This window comes from Marinobacterium iners DSM 11526 (assembly GCF_900107855.1).
GTDB classification, from domain to species: Bacteria; Pseudomonadota; Gammaproteobacteria; order Pseudomonadales; family Balneatricaceae; genus Marinobacterium; species Marinobacterium iners.
Map to the genome: position 1 here is coordinate 378827 of NZ_FNRJ01000001.1, position 18666 is coordinate 397492.

The following is an 18666-nucleotide window of genomic DNA, read 5'->3' on the forward strand; positions in this document are numbered from 1 at the left end:
CGCTGGCAGACGCTCCGCGAAGTGTCGATGCTGGCCCGTCTGGAATCCTGCATGTTTGAATTCTGGCTGCTGTTGTGCGCCTATCTGCTCGGCTCTTTTTCAAGTGCTGTGCTGGTTTGTCGTGCAATGGGTCTGCCAGACCCTCGTCAGAGTGGCTCCGGGAACCCCGGCGCCACCAACGTGCTTCGGACAGGTGGCCGAGAAGCCGCCATCCTGACGCTGGCAGGCGATCTCGGCAAGGGCTCACTGGCCGTGCTGCTAGCTCTGCTGTCCGGTGCCTCACTGCAGCTACAGGGCTGGTGTTTGCTGGCTGCGGTCTGCGGCCATCTGTTTCCGTTTTTCAGCAGCCTGCGCGGCGGCAAGGGTGTCGCCACTACGCTTGGCGCCATGCTGGTACTGCACTGGCCCCTGGCACTGATTCAGCTGGCGTGCTGGGGGATCCTTTTTGGACTGAGCCGCATTTCGTCACTGGCATCCATCGCCACCGCTCTGCTGACACCCCTGTTCTGCCTGTTGCTGTTGCCCGAGCTGATCTGGTCAATCAGTATCACCTGCCTGCTGTTGCTGCTGCGCCACAGCAGCAACCTCCGCAAGCTGATAAGCGGTCGAGAACACCGCTTTTAGATCTCATCCAGCGTATCCAGTGGCCAACGCGGTCGGCATTGGATAGTCAGATCAGCCTGCTGTCCTGCCAACAGCCGCTGACAACCGGCATATGCAATCATCGCACCATTATCGGTACAGAATTCGGGGCGAGCGTAAAACAGCTCTGCACGTTCCTTTTGCACCATGGCACCCAGTTTTTCACGCAGATGCCGGTTGGCACTGACCCCACCGGCAATAACCAACTGTTTCAAACCCGTTTGCTGCAGGGCACGCTTGCACTTGATCGCCAACGTATCCACCACCGCATCCTCAAACGCACAGGCGATATCCGCCAATGTCTGCGGATCGATCCGCCCCTGCTCATCCCGTGCGGCGTTGGCCGTATTCAGGGTAAAGGTCTTCAGTCCCGAAAAACTGAACTCCAGCCCGGGGCGGTCGGTCATGGGCCGCGGAAAACGGTAGCGACTGCGATCCCCCTGCTGTGCCAGTTTGGCGATCAAGGGGCCGCCCGGGTAATCAAGACCCAACATCTTGGCTGCCTTGTCGAACGCTTCACCAGCGGCATCATCCAAGGACTCACCCAGCAGTTCGTAACGACCGATACCATCCACACGTACCAGCTGTGTGTGACCACCCGACACCAGCAGTGCCACAAAGGGGAAGGCCGGAGGCTGTTCTTCCAGCATCGGCGCCAACAGATGGCCTTCCATATGATGCACCCCAATCGCAGGTACTCCCAGCCCAAGCGCCAGCGCACGGCCGGTTGAAGCGCCCACCATCAGCGCACCGATCAGCCCTGGGCCAGAGGTGTAGGCTACGCCGTCCAGATCTGCCAGCGTCAAATCCGCCTTCGCCATCACTTCGCGGATCAGCGGCAGAAGTTTGCGCACATGGTCACGAGACGCCAGCTCAGGTACAACGCCACCATATTCGGCGTGCATTTTGACCTGGCTGTACAGTGCATCCGACAGCAATCCCTGTTTACTGTCGTACACCGCCACACCGGTTTCATCACAGGATGTCTCAATTCCCAGCACTCGCATAACAGCCTCTTCGACAACGCAGTTGCAATATAGACGGCATTATCCTTCAGATAGAGGCAAAATTCACGGGTCTTTGCTTTACACCACAGCCCGGGCTTAATAAAATATGCGGCCTTCTTGCCATGGATCCCTGATCCGGGCGGGGAGAAAATCCAATTTCCTTACAGATTCAGGAGACTCTGAATGCCTCAGGTTAAAGTAAAAGACAACGAGCCGTTTGACGTTGCTCTGCGTCGTTTCAAGCGTTCTTGCGAAAAAGCCGGCATCCTGGCTGAAGTACGTCGTCGTGAATGCTATGAAAAGCCCACTTCCGTTCGCAAGCGTAAAGCTGCTGCTGCCGTTAAGCGTCACGCCAAGAAGCTGCAGCGCGAAACTTCACGCCGCGTACGTCTGTACTGATTTGACGTTTTAGCATCTGAACTCACTGCCACCGGAGCCTCTTGAATGTCTGATCTGAAAAGCACACTGACAGAACAGATGAAAGATGCCATGCGCGCAAAGGACAAGGTTCGCCTTGGTACGATCCGCATGATTCAGGCCGAGATACAACGTGTCGAAGTCGATGAGCGTGTTGAGCTCAACGATGAACGCATTCTGGCCGTGATGGACAAGATGCAGAAGCAGAGAAAAGACTCCATTACCCAGTACCTGGCGGCTGAGCGCCCGGAGCTGGCAGAAAAGGAGCAGCAGGAGCTGGAGGTGATTAAAACTTTCCTGCCGCAGCCACTCAGTGATACTGAGATCGCTCAGATAATTGATGACGCCATCGCCGCATCAGGCGCAAGCTCGATGCAGGATATGGGCAAAGTGATGGCACTCGTCAAACCCCAGGTTCAAGGCCGCGCCGACATGGGCAGCATCTCCGGCCTGGTGAAGCAAAAACTCTAAGGTCCGCATACGCTGACCTGTCCGCAGCGGAGCGAACATGGCAGGTCGAATACCCCAACACTTCATCGACGACCTCCTTGCACGCGTCAACATTGTTGACGTGATAGACGGACGCGTAAAACTCAAGCGCGCCGGCAAGAATTACTCCGGCCTCTGTCCTTTCCACAAGGAAAAGAGCCCCTCCTTTTCGGTAAGCCCCGACAAACAGTTCTATTATTGTTTCGGCTGCGGCGCCGGAGGCAACGCGCTCGGCTTCCTGATGGAATATGATCGTCTCAACTTCCCCGAAGCCGTAGAAGAACTGGCCAAACTCGCCGGTGTCGACGTTCCCCGAGATGAAGGCCAACCTGCCGACCATCAGCGCGAGCAGGAGATCAAGCGCCAGTTTGAAGCGCTGGAGCACTCCAACCGTTACTTTCAGGACATGCTGCGCAGCTCCTCCGAGCGCGAGCGCGCCATCGGCTACCTGAAGCAGCGAGGACTCAGCGGCCAGATCGCTGCAGCCTTCGGTATCGGCTACGCTCCTCCGGGCTGGGACAATCTGTTGCAACACTTTGCTCATCTGGAGAATGCCGCCCCCCTGCTGGAGCAGTCCGGCATGGTGATCCACAACGAAGACAAGCAACGCTATTACGACCGTTTTCGTGACCGTATCATGTTTCCAATCCGGGATGTACGCGGGCGTGTACTCGGCTTCGGCGGACGCGTTCTGGGCGACGACAAGCCAAAATACCTGAACTCGCCGGAAACACCGACCTTCCACAAGGGGCGTGAACTCTACGGCCTGTATGAAGCGCGCAAGCACAGCAATCAGCTGGAACGACTGCTGATTGTCGAGGGCTACATGGACGTGGTCAGCCTGGCTCAGCACGGCATCCACTGGTCCGTCGCTACACTGGGAACCGCAACCACTGCACAACACCTTGAGCGTCTGTTCAAGCTGGTACCCGAGGTGATCTTCTGCTTCGACGGCGATGCAGCCGGGCGCCAGGCAGCCCAACGCGCACTGGGCGTTACACTGCCAGTGATTCGTGATGGCCAGGAAGCTCGCTTCCTGTTTCTGCCCGATGGCGAAGATCCCGACACCCTGGTTCGCCGCGAAGGCGAAACGGCTTTTTCCCAGCGAGTAAGTCAAGCCCTGCCGCTGAGTGAGTTCTTCTTCCGCCAACTGTCAGATGAAGCCGATTTGAGCAGCATGGATGGCCGCGCCCGTTTCAGCAACCAGGCCCTGCCGCTCATCCAGTCGATGCAGCCCAGCCTGTTGAAGCAAATGATGCTGGATCGCATCTGTGAAATCACCGGGCTGTCACTGGAACAAATCAGCAGCGTTATCGACCTGCACCAGGCAACCAGCACGCCAGCACCAATCAGTGCAGAGAAAGCCTCGCAGCCGGCTTCCACGCACAACCCTTACCAGCAAATACGACCGACACCTGTACGCAACAAACCAACCCAAAGCGAGCATCGCAACCTGGTCAATCAGGCCATCTCCATCCTGCTGCACCGACCAGATCTGGCTCGCTCTACAGCACCAGCGGCCGACTTTGTCAGCATTAGTGAAACCAACATCGGCGTACTGATCCGACTGCTGCATTATCTGCAGCAGGAACCTAAAGGCTCTCTCGGCACGCTGCTGGTTGACTGGCAGGACGATCCCGACCATCGCGCAGATCTGATGTTGCTGAATGAGATCTCACACCTGGACCCGGTGATGGGTGATGTGGACGCTGCACGCCTGCTGGAGGACACTCTCAACCGCCTGTTGGGCCGTCGCCATGAGACTTTGCTTGACCAGCTCTTGAAAAAATCGCGTCAGGCCCCATTAACCGATGATGAGAAACGTGAACTGCAGCAGCTACTGCAAAGCCGCCAACCATGAAGGTTTTTTGCTTTTTTCTGCAAGCGTCTGATTTCTGGTCTATTCTCATACCAACTCAGGTATATGCCTGCAGTGCAGTAAAGACCAGCTGTAGCCGCAACGTCGGCAAACAGGTATAATACTGCGCTTATTTTTACGCCATCCGTCACACCAGCATTCATTCGTCGCAGGGGCTCTATGTCAGACAAATCCCAACAGCAGTCTCGTCTAAAGGAACTGATCGCCCGGGGTAAAGAGCAGGGCTATCTCACCTATGCCGAGGTTAACGATCACCTGCCGGAAGATATCGCCGACCCGGATCAGGTCGAAGACATCATTCGCATGATCAACGACATGGGTATCCGCGTTGCTGAAGAAGCACCGGATGCCGAAGATCTTCTGCTGACAGGCGGTGACTCGGCCGATGAAGCAGATGAAGAAGCCGTTGCCGCCCTGGCCGCCGTAGAGTCAGATGCCGGCCGCACAACGGACCCCGTGCGCATGTACATGCGTGAGATGGGTACGGTTGAACTGCTGACGCGTGAAGGCGAAATCGACATTGCCAAGCGGATCGAAGAAGGTATCCGTGAAGTCATGATGGCCCTGTCCCGCTTCCCGGGCAGCGTTGACATCATTCTCAATGCCTATAACCAGGTATTGCAGGAAGAGGGTCGCCTGAGTGACATCTTCAGTGGCTATATCGATCCCGATGCCGAAGTGCCCGAAGATGAAACCGATGCGCCGGTCGATATCGATGACGACGATGATGATCGCAGCGACGACGATGATGACGACGACGATGACAGCGACAACAGCGACTCCAGCACTGACGAAAAAGAGCGCGGCCCAGACCCCGAGGAAGCCCGTCAGCGCTTTGGCCTGATTCAGGAGTGCCTTGACAACCTGAATGCAGCTCGCGAGCGCAATGCCAGCAAGGATGAGATCTCCGAAGCGGTAATGGCATTGTGCAACGCCTTTGCACCGATCAAGCTGTCGCCGCGTTACTATGAGTTACTGGTCGAGCGTGTGCGCAACTGCATTGAAGGCATCCGCAAGCAGGAGCGCAGCATCATGCGCATCTGCACCCAGAAAGCCAAGATGCCACGCCCTGCGTTCATCAAAAGCTTCCCGGGCAATGAAACCAGCAGCGAGTGGCTCGAATCACTGGCCAACGGCAACAAGCCCTATGCTGCTGCCATCAGCCGTAACCTGTATGATCTGCAGCGCGCGCAGCGCAAACTGATTCAGATTGAAGAGACCATAGGCCTGAGCCTGGCTGACATCAAGGAAGTCAACCGCGCCATGTCCATTGGCGAAGCACATGCACGCCGCGCCAAGAAAGAGATGGTTGAAGCCAACCTGCGTCTGGTTATTTCCATTGCCAAGAAGTACACAAACCGCGGTCTGCAATTCCTCGACCTGATCCAGGAAGGCAACATCGGCCTGATGAAGGCGGTGGACAAGTTCGAATACCGTCGCGGCTACAAGTTCTCCACCTATGCAACCTGGTGGATTCGTCAGGCGATCACTCGCTCCATTGCCGACCAGGCACGCACCATCCGTATTCCGGTGCATATGATCGAAACGATCAACAAGCTCAACCGCATCTCCCGCCAGATGCTGCAGGAGATGGGACGCGAAGCGACCCCGGAAGAGCTGGCCGAACGTATGGAAATGCCGGAAGACAAGATCCGCAAGGTGCTGAAGATCGCCAAAGAACCGATCTCCATGGAAACCCCGATCGGCGACGACGAAGACTCCAGCCTGGGCGACTTCATCGAGGACACTACCCTGTCCTCCCCGGTGGACACTGCCACCGGCGAAGGTCTGCGTGAAGCGACCAAGGAGATCCTCTCCGGCCTGACCGCGCGTGAAGCCAAGGTACTGCGCATGCGCTTCGGTATCGACATGAACACCGACCACACCCTTGAGGAAGTGGGCAAGCAGTTCGATGTCACCCGTGAGCGTATCCGTCAGATCGAAGCCAAGGCCCTGCGCAAGCTGCGTCACCCAAGCCGCTCCGATCACCTGCGCACCTTCATCGACGAAGGCTAAGTACTTCATTTCAATAGTATTGCGCCAATGACCGGAAGTGGTATCATTGGCGCTCTTTTTGGGGCCTTTAGCTCAGTTGGTTAGAGCATCCGACTCATAATCGGCAGGTCCTGGGTTCAAGTCCCGGAAGGCCCACCATTTTCTGAAAAGCCCCTGTCAATTGGCAGGGGCTTTTTGTTTTATTCCGTCAACCACGCATAGTACCCTATACCTTCATACACATATGAAGGGAAGGTCGCAATTACGTAGTCCCGCTCCCGTGGATCAGCCGTATAGAAATGAGTAGCCGTTCTGGTATTGTAAAAACGGTATAGAGGCGTAGCGTTCTCCGTATCACCACTGGATGCATACCAGGCATCACCTTCATAAGCATAACTGTCAAAGCTTGCAATCACATAGTCACGCTCAGCTTGGTTGATCGTATAAAAATGGGCACCTGTATTAAAATTATAAAATCTGTATACAGAATCAAGATCTGGCAACGCTTTTTTGTACGCATAAAATGCAATACCTTCATACACATAGGAAGGGTAATTAGCAATAACGAAGCTTCTCTCACCTGCATCAGAGGTAAAGAAATGAGAACCTGAATTAGCATTATAAAAACGATATACAGGACTGCGTGAAGCATCCACAGGCTCAGGATCAAGCCAAGTGGAAAGGCCATTTTCGAAAGCAACCCCAAAACTGCCGTAGTAATCGGTTCGGCTGGGAGCTGCACAGGATGACAACCCACCATGCAACTGCCCAACCAAATACTGGCTACCGTTAATGGATTGAAACAAGCCCGCACCACTACTGCCTGCTTCAGTTACTCCACTACTCCATTTAACCTGCATATGATTTGATGAAATCGCGCTTGAATCAAAACAAGAAAAGTCGCCCTCGTCAGAGATTATTTGGCAGTCACTAAACCCATAAATACCCCCGGTGGAAATTTTTTGCACGTCGCCGGAAGGATGATGAACACTTCCAACCGATGTTCCATACGCCGGCAGCGAAGTCGACCACCCCAAGTATTGAACCCCTGCTGGTGGGGCATCATTCAGCTTCAGAAGAGTGCTATCTGTATCTATGGAAGTATCAAGCAGCGTAGCGCCACCATAGAGAACTTTTAGCGAAGAGGAAGCGTCCTGCGAGTTACAACTGGTGCTTTTATAAAACCAGAAAGTTTGCAGTGTTGATGCATCGTCTTGGGTTGATATGCAGTGATTTGCTGTTAAAAAGTAAGGAGTAGCCGAATTAAGCGTATCGTTCATCAAATTGCCCGTACAGGTATAGGAATATCCATCACGAGTATCCGAGTACAGCATTTTGGCGATACCACGGCTAACATCATTCCATTCAGGTTTACAGGCAACGTCAATCTGACAACTGGAACTTTCACCAACCTTTGAATTGAGCTCTTCGTCATGAGGTGAAATAAAGATATGTGACAGTGCAGGAACTGCCAACCTCACAGTATCAGGGCTGACTCCGGCGGGAAGAAAAACTTCCAGGGTAGACGTTTCACCATCAATATATGGACCGGCAAAGAGCCTATCCTGTTTACCTCCAGCCGTCACCGCATCCAGAACTTCAAGACCAGTTACCTGGTGAATAAGCTGGTCATGTCCATCCCGGAAAACAAAAACGGCTTTAGGGTCAATGCTTAAAACGCGTAAAATCAATCTGTTTCCAACAGCCCCAGGACTCACAAATGAGATGGCCGCCAGTGACGAGCCATCCTGCATCGTTTCCCAGTCCAGGAGTTGACCGAACAGTTTCTGGTTACGTGTGGCATTAACAGTCCTGCCAATGCCCGCTGACAATGGCACGCCCGAAATGCCCCCATGTCGTGACAAGGCCTGCTGCCTCAGCTCACCAGACCGCTCTAATTCGTCAAGTGTAATCGTTTTGTGCCGTCCGCTGCGTGTGTACTCAGCTGGAGCGGCCTCCCGTCGAACCTCGAAATCACCCCGGGCTTCGAGCGCCCCCACTCTAACGGTGTTGTATGACCCAGCAGCCTGAGCACCTACGTGCCACATTACCGCTACCATCAAAATAGCGAGCACCCTGACTGCCTTTTGCAACATTTCCAACCTCTGCCTCAAAAAACGACGATGGTTATCAACCCCGTCTCAATAGTCAACACTTGCTCCCGATTTCAGCCTGCTGGTCCCAAGGTCCCGGCAAGTGTAGAATTGAGGCCTTTGATCCAGCTCGAATGACACAAAGAGCACGACCCTTCAGGCCAATATCTGAGAGAGCAGATGAAAATTCTGATTACTGGTGGAGCCGGCTTTATCGGCTCGGCGGTTATACGTCACATGATTTCAAATACCGAGCACTCTGTCATCAATGTTGACAAGCTGACGTATGCCGGAAATCTGGAGTCTCTCCTCGAAGCATCCGGTTCTGATCGATATGAATTCGTGCAAGCGGATATATGCGACCATGGTGCCATGCACGCAATCTTCGCGAAGCATCAGCCCGATTGTATCATGCACCTTGCAGCGGAAAGTCACGTGGACCGCTCCATTTCAGGTCCCTCAGCTTTCATTGAAACCAATATTGTAGGGACTTACACCCTATTGGAGGTCTGCCGTGAGTATTGGCAGAGCCTTGAAGGTAACCAAAAAAACGCCTTCCGCTTTCACCATATATCCACGGATGAAGTATACGGTGACCTGCACGGAACCGATGACCTGTTCACAGAAACAACGCCATATAATCCCAGCTCGCCCTACTCGGCCAGCAAGGCAAGCTCAGATCACTTGGTCCGAGCGTGGCAGCGTACATATGGTTTGCCCATTCTGATCACGAACTGCTCCAACAATTATGGTCCCTGCCAGTTTCCGGAAAAACTTATTCCGCACATGATCCTAAACGCCATCAGTGGCAAGCCTCTTCCGGTATACGGTGACGGCAAGCAGATCAGAGACTGGTTACACGTAGAAGATCATGCTCGCGGCCTGTGCCAGGTCCTTGAGCAGGGCAAACCCGGATCGACCTACAACATAGGCGGCCACAATGAAGTGGCCAACATTGAAGTGGTACGTGCCATATGCACACTTCTGGAAGAACTTGCGCCCGAGACCAGGCCCCAGTCCGAACAGGGTTACCACGACCTGATTACCTTCGTAACCGATCGCCCCGGCCATGACGTACGCTATGCCATTGATGCCAGCAAAATTGAACGCGAACTTGGCTGGGTACCCGCACACACCTTCGAGCAAGGCCTTCGAGAGACCGTTATCTGGTATCTGAACAACCGCAACTGGTGGCAAAGAGTCCTGGACGGACGTTACCAACTGGAGCGCATTGGAGAAACAGTATGAAAGGCATAGTACTGGCCGGCGGCAGCGGCACCCGCCTCTACCCGATTACCAAAGGGGTATCAAAACAACTGGTCCCCCTGTACGACAAACCCATGGTCTACTACCCCATTTCGGTCTTGATGATGGCGGGCATCACCGAAATCCTGATAATTACAACCCCAGAGGACCAGGCCAGCTTCCAACGCCTGCTGGGCGACGGCAACGAACTGGGGATACGTTTTGAGTATGTAGTACAGCCGTCACCAGATGGTCTTGCACAAGCCTTTATCCTGGGTAAGGATTTCATTGGCAGCGATGACGTGTGCCTTGTACTGGGCGATAACATTTACTACGGACACTCACTGACTGAAATGCTGCAACGTGCTGTAAACAGTGCACGTGACGAAAGCAAGGCAACCGTATTCGGCTACCATGTCACTGACCCGGAACGCTACGGTGTAGCCGAATTCGACGCGGCTGGCAACGTGATCAGCCTTGAAGAGAAACCGACACAGCCCAAGTCCAATTATGCCGTTACAGGTCTCTATTTTTACCCGAATGACGTGGTGCAAAAGGCGATCGATGTTAAACCCTCCAATCGCGGTGAGCTGGAAATCACCAGCGTAAATCAGATGTACCTGACAGAGCAGCGCTTGAAGGTTGAGCTGATGGGCCGAGGTTTCGCCTGGCTCGATACCGGCACCCATGAAAGTCTGCTGGAAGCATCTTCATTCATCGAAACGATTGAAAAACGCCAGGGTCTGAAAATTGCCTGTCTTGAAGAAATCGCATACGAGATGGGTTACATCAGCCGTGAGCAACTGCTTGACCTGGCCAGACCACTTCTCAAAAATCAGTATGGCCAATATCTGCTTCAGCGTGCAGGGGCACCGAAACAATGATCATTGAGCCCATGGATATTAAAGGCCTGTATCTAATCAAGCCTGAAGTACACGGTGATCAACGTGGCTATTTCGTTGAAACGTTCCGTCAGGACATTCTGGAACGTGCTCTGGGACACAACGTAAACTTCATTCAAGACAATGAGTCACGCTCATCTCGTGGTGTTTTACGTGGCATACACTTTCAGCTGCCGCCCTTTGCCCAGAGCAAACTGGTGCGGGTTATTGAAGGAGAGGTGCTGGATGTCGCCGTTGACCTGCGACGTGGCAGCCCCACCTTCGGCCATCACCTGGCCGTTCACCTCAGCGGCGACAACAAACATCAACTGTTCATTCCGCGTGGCTTTGGCCATGGCTTTGTCGTGCTCAGCGAGAGTGCAATATTCAGTTACAAGGTGGATAACTATTACTCGCCCGATCACGATCGTGGCGTTGCATTTGACGACCCCGCCCTTGGCATCGACTGGCAATTGCCCGCAGACAGCCTGATATTGTCAAATAAGGATCGTAAGCAGCCCACACTCAGCCAGGCTGACAATCTGTTTGACATCAACACTTCATTTTATTGAGTCACTCACGGAGCCAGTCCCCGATGAAAATACTGATTACCGGACAATCTGGACAACTGGGCCAGGAACTCCATGCGTTGCATGAATACTACCCGGATCATCAGTTCACTTTCACCGGGAGACACCAGCTCGACCTTTCCAACCCGGCCAGCATTGACGCGTGGTTTCGTCAGCACCACTACGACATCATCATCAACGCTGCGGCCTATACAGCAGTAGACAAAGCAGAAGACGAGCCGGAGTTGGCTGACCAGATCAATCACAAAGCCGTAAAACAACTGGCCGATATTGCTGCCAGCAGCGGTACACGCCTGCTACATGTTTCAACTGATTATGTGTTCGATGGCGACCACTGCCGCCCCTGGACTGAAACCGACAATACACGCCCTCTGGGGGTGTACGGGACCACCAAATGCCGTGGCGAAGAAGCAGTCGTCGCCGCACATGGCAACAGCGCAATTGTACGCACTGGATGGGTTTATTCCCGTTACGGAAACAACTTTGTAAAAACCATGCTTAAGCTTGGTGCCAGCAGACCGTCTTTAAATGTCGTCAACGATCAGATCGGGACACCAACCCATGCGGCTGCACTGGCAGAAGCGGTCATTCAGTTGGCACTTTCAAAAGAAGCTGGAAGGTATTCAGGTGAAATATTCCACTATAGCCAAGAGGGTGTAGCCAGTTGGTACGACTTTGCCTGCAGCATTATGGAGTTGGCAAACCTTGATTGTCGTATATACCCTATTCCTTCAAAAGATTATCCTACTCCTGCCAAGCGTCCTGCTTTCAGTATTTTAGACAAGCGTAAAATCAGTGAGCAACTGGCGATTGAAATCCCGCACTGGCGAAGCGAGTTGATCAAAATGCTCACTAATGAACATGAGCCATAACAGATCTGTACATTATATTGATGCAACTTTAACTAAATAATCATCCAAGTATATTCTTCACAATTTTAATTTTTCCCAAAAGCATAACAACCAAAAAAGACAAAATAAAAACAGAAAGAATAGATACAATTAAAGCCAATCCACTACCACCATATCCCATGGCAGAAATACTGAAGCCAAAACTCCCTATCGAAAGCAAGTGAATCAAAAGCACGTGTATCCCATATATCCCGAGGGCATACTTACTTATCGTCGTGATAAAAGTCTTCATGACACACGAACGCATGTCAGCATCTTTCAATAAGATAAATAAACAAATCGACATAATCATAACATTGGGTGATCGATAGGAGTAATATTTTTTAACAAACTCACCTGCTTCAAGCGAAAGCTGGTATGTTTTAAGAAATGTTATCAAAAAACATACAAAGAAAAGTATAAAACAAGAAGCCTTAATTCTAAATGAAATTTCTTTTATATTACCAATATAATATCCAATAAGCATATAACCAGCAAATTTTGATATAGGATCAAATCGCCAGTATACATCTACAGACATGAAACCTAAAAATTCTTTAGAAAACCAAAACACCATAAAATATATCACTAATTTTTTTTCAATAAATGCCTTCATGAAAGGAATCAGCAAATATAGAAAGAAAATATCATACAGAAACCAGAGATGATATTGAGCTGGGGACTTAAGTAAGCTCATATAATCATATTCTATAAAATAACTTAATCCATATTCGGTAGCCGCATATGAGATATAGAAAAACGACCAAAAGATAAGCGGAATCAAAACTCTTTTGGTTACACGAAATATATTCGAAATGAAATTATAGTCTTTATTTAAAACCAGATACCCTGAAATCATGAAAAAAAATGGGACAGAAACCCTGGCAAATGAGTCGAATGCATTGGCCAGCAGCCAGTCTCTAGGCTCGACCTCAGAAAAGCTGAGTACAACAGGAGAGCTTGTATGTACAACCACGACAAGAAAAATAGCGAAACACCGAACAAGGTCGGGCCAAAAAACTCTCTCTTGCACCACTGAAAGCCTCTTTTGGGAATTATGTGTAGCCTAAAGACTGGAAGGTTTGATCAAGCCATGAAGAATCCATTGCACACGTAGTCATCTAATTACTTTAAGCTCTTCAGGGAGCCTTTCACGATAGTATCTTCCCGCCTGTGACAAGTACAGGGCCATACTATTAAACTTCATTTCTGTAGCTATTGGGCATTCGAACGTCACTGTAATAGAACCATTCTTGTGACCTAATCTATCAAATGGCTGCGTCCCAAAATTCAGCAAACCCGGACTATTAAAGCCATCCAAACGCAGACTTTCGACTCTCGGAGCAATACCATCCGCTGTATATTTAAAATAAACCTTCCTACAGCGACTATCGAGCGTCTCAATGTCAATTTGGAGAATGGGGACTCCCCCTTTTTTTCTGTCATCAAAGCTATTCCATGTGATTGACGCCTCATTATCGATAGTATGCACCGTATCTATAAATGGATTTCCTTCCAAGCCATTGAAACTAATACTATTTTCATCTGCCAACAAAGCCATTTTGACATGGCGGTTACTTGTATTAGGCACAAGAGGATGGCTGTAGGCCATATGAAGCCCCCCAATTGCAGATAATAAGAATATGAGGGTAAAAACGAAAACTATAGTTTTGCATGATTTTGAAAATAATACAGCGGTACCCACTCCGGCCATTATCACCAATAGTAAGTCTATGTTACCAATACTGTAACGCTGGTTATACATGACAGGTATCAAGACTGCCACGGCGTATGCTGTTATAAAAAAATACATAACAACAACAGGATTATGGAAAAGAATAAAACATCCATATAATGCCAGAATGATTAACGAGATGCGTAATGTTCGCTTATTCAATATATAATCATTAAGATGTTCTTTACTGAAAAACAAATTCACACCTAACTTATTAAAATAAAAAATAGTTAATTCTTTTAGAGGTGTATCTTTTACTCTTTCGAAAGCAGCATATTTCAAACGAGCATCATTTTCGGGTGCCAAATGTGATCTCTTTCCATCTATTATCATCCACTCTTGATGCAACAAGCCAACATACTGTGGCTCATAACCATGAGTTACAACATCATTCCCAAAATACAGAGCTGCACCACTGCCTGTTGCGATCATTGGTGTATTAAAGAAATAGTCATTATGTACAACGACTGCAGATAGACCCACAGCAGTAATAACATGTGAAAAAGCAACACGCACAGCAAATCTTTTTACATCAGTCCTCTTTGCTAAAAAATACATAGTTGCGCATATGAATAATGCTGCAATAGTCCAATAAAAGAATATACCTCTCGTAATAATAGAGAGAAACAATGATACACCCGACAGGACCACAGGCCATCTTTTATCAGGATATGTATATATTAATGAAAGAGACCAGAGCCACACTAACGTAAAGAAAACATACGGCGGCTCGCTCAATGCAGGGACAATTACCTCTGTAAGAGTTGGTGAAACAGCATAAAAAAAAGCAGCCAACAACGCGCTTTTTTTGTTGAACACCCTACGAACCGTATCGAATATTATAAAAACAGACATTATTGCCAGTATCATATTGGCGATTAATATATTTCCCTTTTCTGCACCAAAAAGAGCCATATATATATAACTTCCCGGTGCGACCGTAATTGCTTTCTCAGATCGTAGAGCAGCTAAAGGGTCTTGAAGAAAAAACTCAGCCAGAGGTAAATACGTTGTTGATGTATCAGGATAATCAATCGTATAATCAGCAGAATTTAAAATCTTAAATATCAGATATATGCAACATAAAACTAATGCACTAATCCAATATATGTTATTTTTAATCCGGATAAAATCAGGCATTAGATTAATTCTTTTCTGCGATTTCAGAATCTAGTTGAGGCGCCAGTGGCTCTGATGGAACATTAGCCATGTCAAATTGAAGAAAAGCAATTAAAAACTGGAATCCTATGATAACAGGTAAAGCAGCGAGCATTACTGTACCACTGGAGTTCAGCTCATTATGCAGGTTACCGATTAACCAATGATATCCACCAAATATTGCACTAATGCAAAGCAGCAAGGCACCCAGAACACTGTATATTGATGCAATATTAAAATCCCGAAGCCAATAGCTGTACCCGTAACGCTTGACGAGACGCTTCATATTATTCTTTATGAATTCGGGTAGAACTGTCTTTATATGAAGATTTGACTTTTCGTCTTCATATAAAGAATCCATCGGAACATCACGTACCACAGCACGCACTGTATTCAATCTGAACAGCATATCTGTTTCAAAAAAATAGCGTTTTGATATTTTTTCTAAAGGCAGCTCTCTAAGTATTGCGCTATGGATCGCTGTATATCCATTGGTCGGGTCCATTATATTCCAATAGCCACAACTTGCTTTGGTTATAAATGAAAGCGCCGCATTACCTAATAGTCGTACACGCGGCATACTCTCCAAAGACTCTAATCTAAAGAACCTATTACCTTTAGTATAGTCGCACTGACTATTCATGATGGGTTTGATAAAGAGAGGGATTAGCTCTGGCGCCATTTGGCCATCACCATCAACTTTTACAATGATATCCATTCCATCTGCCAAAGCCTCTTTATACGCTCTTAAAACAGCGCCTCCTACCCCTTGATTCTCATCATTGTAGAGCACCACTAACCTGGGATCATTCCCATGCTCTTCAATCCATTGACCACTCGACTCTGGGCATGCGTCATCAACTGCATAAATCCTATCAACGATTGCAGGTATTCTGGAAATGACGTTCAATACGTGCTTTTTTACCTTATAGCAGGGAATTGCAACCGCTATTTTCATTCTACTTCCCCGATTATGTGGTGCTCGTAAGGGTCACACCAATGATGATAAGAACACTGCCAATGAATGTTCTTAACTCCACAGACTCTTTAAGTATTAAAAAACTCATAACCGGTACGAGAATAAAAGCAAAAGCCATAAATGGATACGCCAAACTAAGTGGTGCATGCCTGAGTACCCACACCCAGAGCAGAGTCGTAAGGCCGTATAAAACGAATGCAGATATCAGCCAAATATTATTTACCCAGTCAAAAAAATGAGCATCATCTGGCAGCTGGATAGCCGCTTTTTTAAACAGAACCTGTCCTACGGCTATACCAAAAACACATAATAAAGTAAGTAGAACAAGCTTATATGACACAGTATAGCCCTCAACTCATTTTTTATTTTTCACAATAGGCACAATCGCCACATGATCAACTACTGTTTTCTCATTTGATCTTATTTCAATTTCAAGCTGAGTTCGATCTGTATCCTCTAACTCTATCATCCACTCATAGCCAACACTTGAAGTATTTGAAATCAGTTCTGCACCTTTTGTTAGAGATGAATCATAAAGCACATTTCCTGTTTCTTTATTTCTTAACACAAGCTTTAACTCGGCAGCTTTATTTATATGGTTGAATTTGATTGCAATGATGTATTTACCGGAGTAACGCAATTGAAAATCCGGCGATGTTACACGTATATTTCCGCTCTCGGGATTAATGATAAGTTTTCCATTTTCTCCATGCAGGGAGCCAGGCTTACTTCCTGTCCAGCCATCAACTGTTGAGATACCTCTAAAACCAAAAGGCCACAACTTGGCTGTACGGCTGAGACCTTTACGCGCCGATGAGAAATCCATGAATGCTTGCTCTGCTGGTGTATTTCTCCATGAGGTATATGAGACGAACCCTTCACTGCCTGCAAAGATTCCATTAGAGCCATTCCACGCCATGGGCGAAACATAACGCACATTACTGTTCAGCAATTCCAGCACTGCTTGATAAGCAAGATCATACCCAGGAAGATCGGCTGGCTTATCAATTTTTGCCAAGTTAAATTCCGGGACACCCCAATCCAGATCGAAGCTTTGTATATTCGCAAACAAACTGAGATCATTTTCCATTCTGGCCGTATTAATAGCACTGTCGCCGTACAGAATGGCGCCAAGATGACCATTCTCAGGCTTGCTACCCTCGATACTCATACCGGCTGTATCGTAGTTTTTTCCGGGGCTCATAATGTGAACTGGCATAGGCATTGTTTTTTCTGATGTTGCTGCAAAGCCTTGTGCCGTAAAGATTTTGTAAGGGTCAATTCCCGCCTCTTCGACCCAGTTTGCCATGTCATTGTAGTGTTGATATACCAAGTGACGGCGGAACTGCCCCCATAACTCTTGCCAAGGGGTTTCATGAACACCCTTCTTAAGCTTGGGGGGGGTAACTTCTTCCCAAGACAGAAAGCGTTGTTGTGCAATATCTGACACATCTGCCAACGTCAAAACTGGACTAAAGTGCTCCCCTTCCAGCACACCACCTGTACTATAAGGACCTGTACCAGCAAGCCAGTGTCTGAACTGTCTTAATGTATCAGGGTTATAATCAAACCAGGCTTTGCCCTCAAAGAAAGGATTGATATAAACGTCAGGATCAAGATTGATACCAATAAACAGTTCAGGATGTTCCTGTGCAAAATTTGCGATAATGCGCGCTGCTTGTTGCAGATTCCTCTTTTTGTAATATCGAACTTCATCGGCGAAGACATTCAACGTCAAGGCGCGTGATAGCTCAGGTGACAATGTTGAGCCCGGCAGATTTGAGAGATATTCATCAGAAAACACTTTTCCTTCATATGTCCACTGACAGTTTTTTTCATCTTCCTCAAGATGATCTATTAAATCCCAATAAGGTTCCGTTCCTGATGCATCAGCCCAAATACCACCATTCAATGTGATAAGAACCGGAATGTTGAACTCGATTGAACGCTTCAATGTGTCATTCAGCGCATCTTCAGCGATCAGTTTACCTGTCTCACTACGGGTTTCAGTATTGAAGTCGGGATCAAAAACCCAGTCATTATCCCTTCCTTTCGTCGTACGCATGTACAATACCGGAATGCGCAGGCCAATCCTAAATGTTTCGTTTTGCTTAGCGCCATATACCGAAACAAGCTCTTTAGCTTGTGGGTCACCTAAGCCGCTGGTTGCAACAGGCAAATAGAATGGTTCGAGGTCCCATCCCGACACCTCGGATGCGCGTTTAAGCCAATCAACTTGCTCCTTTCCACTCCAGTCAAGTGTGGCAAGTTGGGTACGATTACCATTAATGTCGATACTATATACAGCCAATACATCTTGACCTTCCAACAGTCCTGTAAAATCTGCCTGTATAAGAAATCCAGGTGTGTCTGTCGCAATATGTGGGTGGGCCTTGAGTACATCTGCTCTTTTCAATTTTGGAACTGTTGAAAAGACATGCTGGTCATTCAATACAACATTAACAGACTTAATACCATCAGGATCATAAACCCAACCCTCGATGTTGATAATCGGCGTATCCCACTCATCCACTCGAGGGGTATCGACAAAACCAATGGCTGGTTCATCACTTGGGGTTGAACAACCACCAGTTAACGTAATAAGAAGGCACAATGACAGCAGATTTATCAGCCCTGATATACTATAGCGCTTCACAATAATCCCT

16 protein-coding genes and 1 tRNA gene are annotated in these 18666 nt (G+C 48.7%); 10 read left to right on the top strand and 7 right to left on the bottom strand.

Annotation, left to right across the window (positions count from 1 at the left end; translation table 11 throughout):
* Nucleotides 1-51 precede the first annotated feature (51 nt).
* Complete coding sequence (gene plsY, locus BLV48_RS01840) at nucleotides 52-624, top strand: glycerol-3-phosphate 1-O-acyltransferase PlsY (RefSeq protein WP_091822201.1); 573 nt, start codon at nucleotides 52-54, stop codon at nucleotides 622-624.
* Here plsY and tsaD read toward each other — a convergent pair.
* The gene (gene tsaD / locus BLV48_RS01845) at nucleotides 621-1649 is read right to left on the bottom strand and encodes a tRNA (adenosine(37)-N6)-threonylcarbamoyltransferase complex transferase subunit TsaD (RefSeq protein ID WP_091822204.1); all 1029 of its coding nucleotides are present in this window, start codon (nucleotides 1647-1649) and stop codon (nucleotides 621-623) included. The two genes, plsY and tsaD, sit on opposite strands and share 4 nt — an antisense overlap.
* 183 nt (nucleotides 1650-1832) lie before the next feature.
* Here tsaD and rpsU point away from each other — a divergent pair, with 183 nt between their 5' ends.
* The 5 genes from rpsU to BLV48_RS01870 all read left to right on the top strand — a co-directional run bounded on the left by rpsU (nucleotide 1833) and on the right by BLV48_RS01870 (nucleotide 6588).
* A complete protein-coding gene (gene rpsU, locus BLV48_RS01850) occupies nucleotides 1833-2048 on the top strand; it encodes a 30S ribosomal protein S21 (RefSeq protein WP_091822206.1) in 216 nt (71 codons plus the stop codon).
* A 45-nt stretch (nucleotides 2049-2093) separates the two neighbouring features.
* Nucleotides 2094-2537, top strand: a complete 444-nt coding sequence (locus BLV48_RS01855; RefSeq protein WP_091822209.1) for a GatB/YqeY domain-containing protein — start codon at nucleotides 2094-2096, stop codon at nucleotides 2535-2537.
* Between the two features lie 37 nt (nucleotides 2538-2574).
* Nucleotides 2575-4416 carry a DNA primase gene (dnaG, locus tag BLV48_RS01860; protein ID WP_091822211.1) on the top strand — a complete coding sequence of 614 codons (1842 nt, stop codon included), beginning with the start codon at nucleotides 2575-2577 and terminating at the stop codon, nucleotides 4414-4416.
* A 177-nt stretch (nucleotides 4417-4593) separates the two neighbouring features.
* Nucleotides 4594-6450, top strand: coding sequence for an RNA polymerase sigma factor RpoD (gene rpoD / locus BLV48_RS01865; RefSeq protein ID WP_091822214.1), 1857 nt, complete (start codon nucleotides 4594-4596; stop codon nucleotides 6448-6450).
* 61 nt (nucleotides 6451-6511) lie between these two features.
* Nucleotides 6512-6588 (top strand) — tRNA-Ile (locus BLV48_RS01870).
* Between the two features lie 41 nt (nucleotides 6589-6629).
* Here the strand turns inward: BLV48_RS01870 and BLV48_RS01875 are convergent.
* Nucleotides 6630-8525: a trypsin-like peptidase domain-containing protein gene (locus BLV48_RS01875; RefSeq protein WP_091822217.1), complete on the bottom strand. Its 1896-nt coding sequence runs from the start codon at nucleotides 8523-8525 to the stop codon at nucleotides 6630-6632.
* Nucleotides 8526-8702: 177 nt separating this feature from the next.
* On the opposite strand from BLV48_RS01875, the gene rfbB reads away from it, so the two are divergent.
* From rfbB to rfbD, 4 genes are read left to right on the top strand one after another with little or no spacing between them, the layout of a single operon-like run.
* A complete protein-coding gene (gene rfbB, locus BLV48_RS01880) occupies nucleotides 8703-9770 on the top strand; it encodes a dTDP-glucose 4,6-dehydratase (protein ID WP_091822221.1) in 1068 nt (355 codons plus the stop codon).
* Nucleotides 9767-10651, top strand: a complete 885-nt coding sequence (gene rfbA / locus BLV48_RS01885) for a glucose-1-phosphate thymidylyltransferase RfbA (RefSeq protein ID WP_091822224.1) — start codon at nucleotides 9767-9769, stop codon at nucleotides 10649-10651. The genes rfbB and rfbA overlap by 4 nt, the downstream gene beginning before the upstream one ends.
* Nucleotides 10652-10662: 11 nt before the next feature.
* Nucleotides 10663-11220: a dTDP-4-dehydrorhamnose 3,5-epimerase gene (gene rfbC / locus BLV48_RS01890; protein ID WP_254774945.1), complete on the top strand. Its 558-nt coding sequence runs from the start codon at nucleotides 10663-10665 to the stop codon at nucleotides 11218-11220.
* Between the two features lie 23 nt (nucleotides 11221-11243).
* On the top strand, nucleotides 11244-12110 hold the full coding sequence (rfbD, locus tag BLV48_RS01895) for a dTDP-4-dehydrorhamnose reductase (protein ID WP_091822229.1): 867 nt from the start codon (nucleotides 11244-11246) through the stop codon (nucleotides 12108-12110).
* A gap of 40 nt (nucleotides 12111-12150) precedes the next feature.
* Here rfbD and BLV48_RS01900 read toward each other — a convergent pair whose 3' ends face one another.
* The 5 genes from BLV48_RS01900 to BLV48_RS01920 all read right to left on the bottom strand — a co-directional run bounded on the left by BLV48_RS01900 (nucleotide 12151) and on the right by BLV48_RS01920 (nucleotide 18656).
* Nucleotides 12151-13164 carry an acyltransferase gene (locus BLV48_RS01900; RefSeq protein ID WP_091822232.1) on the bottom strand — a complete coding sequence of 338 codons (1014 nt, stop codon included), beginning with the start codon at nucleotides 13162-13164 and terminating at the stop codon, nucleotides 12151-12153.
* Nucleotides 13165-13245: 81 nt separating this feature from the next.
* A complete protein-coding gene (locus BLV48_RS01905) occupies nucleotides 13246-15003 on the bottom strand; it encodes an ArnT family glycosyltransferase (RefSeq protein WP_091822235.1) in 1758 nt (585 codons plus the stop codon).
* A gap of 4 nt (nucleotides 15004-15007) precedes the next feature.
* Nucleotides 15008-15979 (bottom strand): glycosyltransferase family 2 protein, encoded by a 972-nt coding sequence (locus BLV48_RS01910; protein WP_091822237.1) that lies wholly within the window; start codon nucleotides 15977-15979, stop codon nucleotides 15008-15010.
* A 13-nt stretch (nucleotides 15980-15992) separates the two neighbouring features.
* Nucleotides 15993-16340, bottom strand: a complete 348-nt coding sequence (locus BLV48_RS01915) for an EamA family transporter (RefSeq protein ID WP_091822240.1) — start codon at nucleotides 16338-16340, stop codon at nucleotides 15993-15995.
* A gap of 15 nt (nucleotides 16341-16355) precedes the next feature.
* Complete coding sequence (locus BLV48_RS01920) at nucleotides 16356-18656, bottom strand: hypothetical protein (protein WP_091822243.1); 2301 nt, start codon at nucleotides 18654-18656, stop codon at nucleotides 16356-16358.
* Nucleotides 18657-18666: the final 10 nt, after the last annotated feature.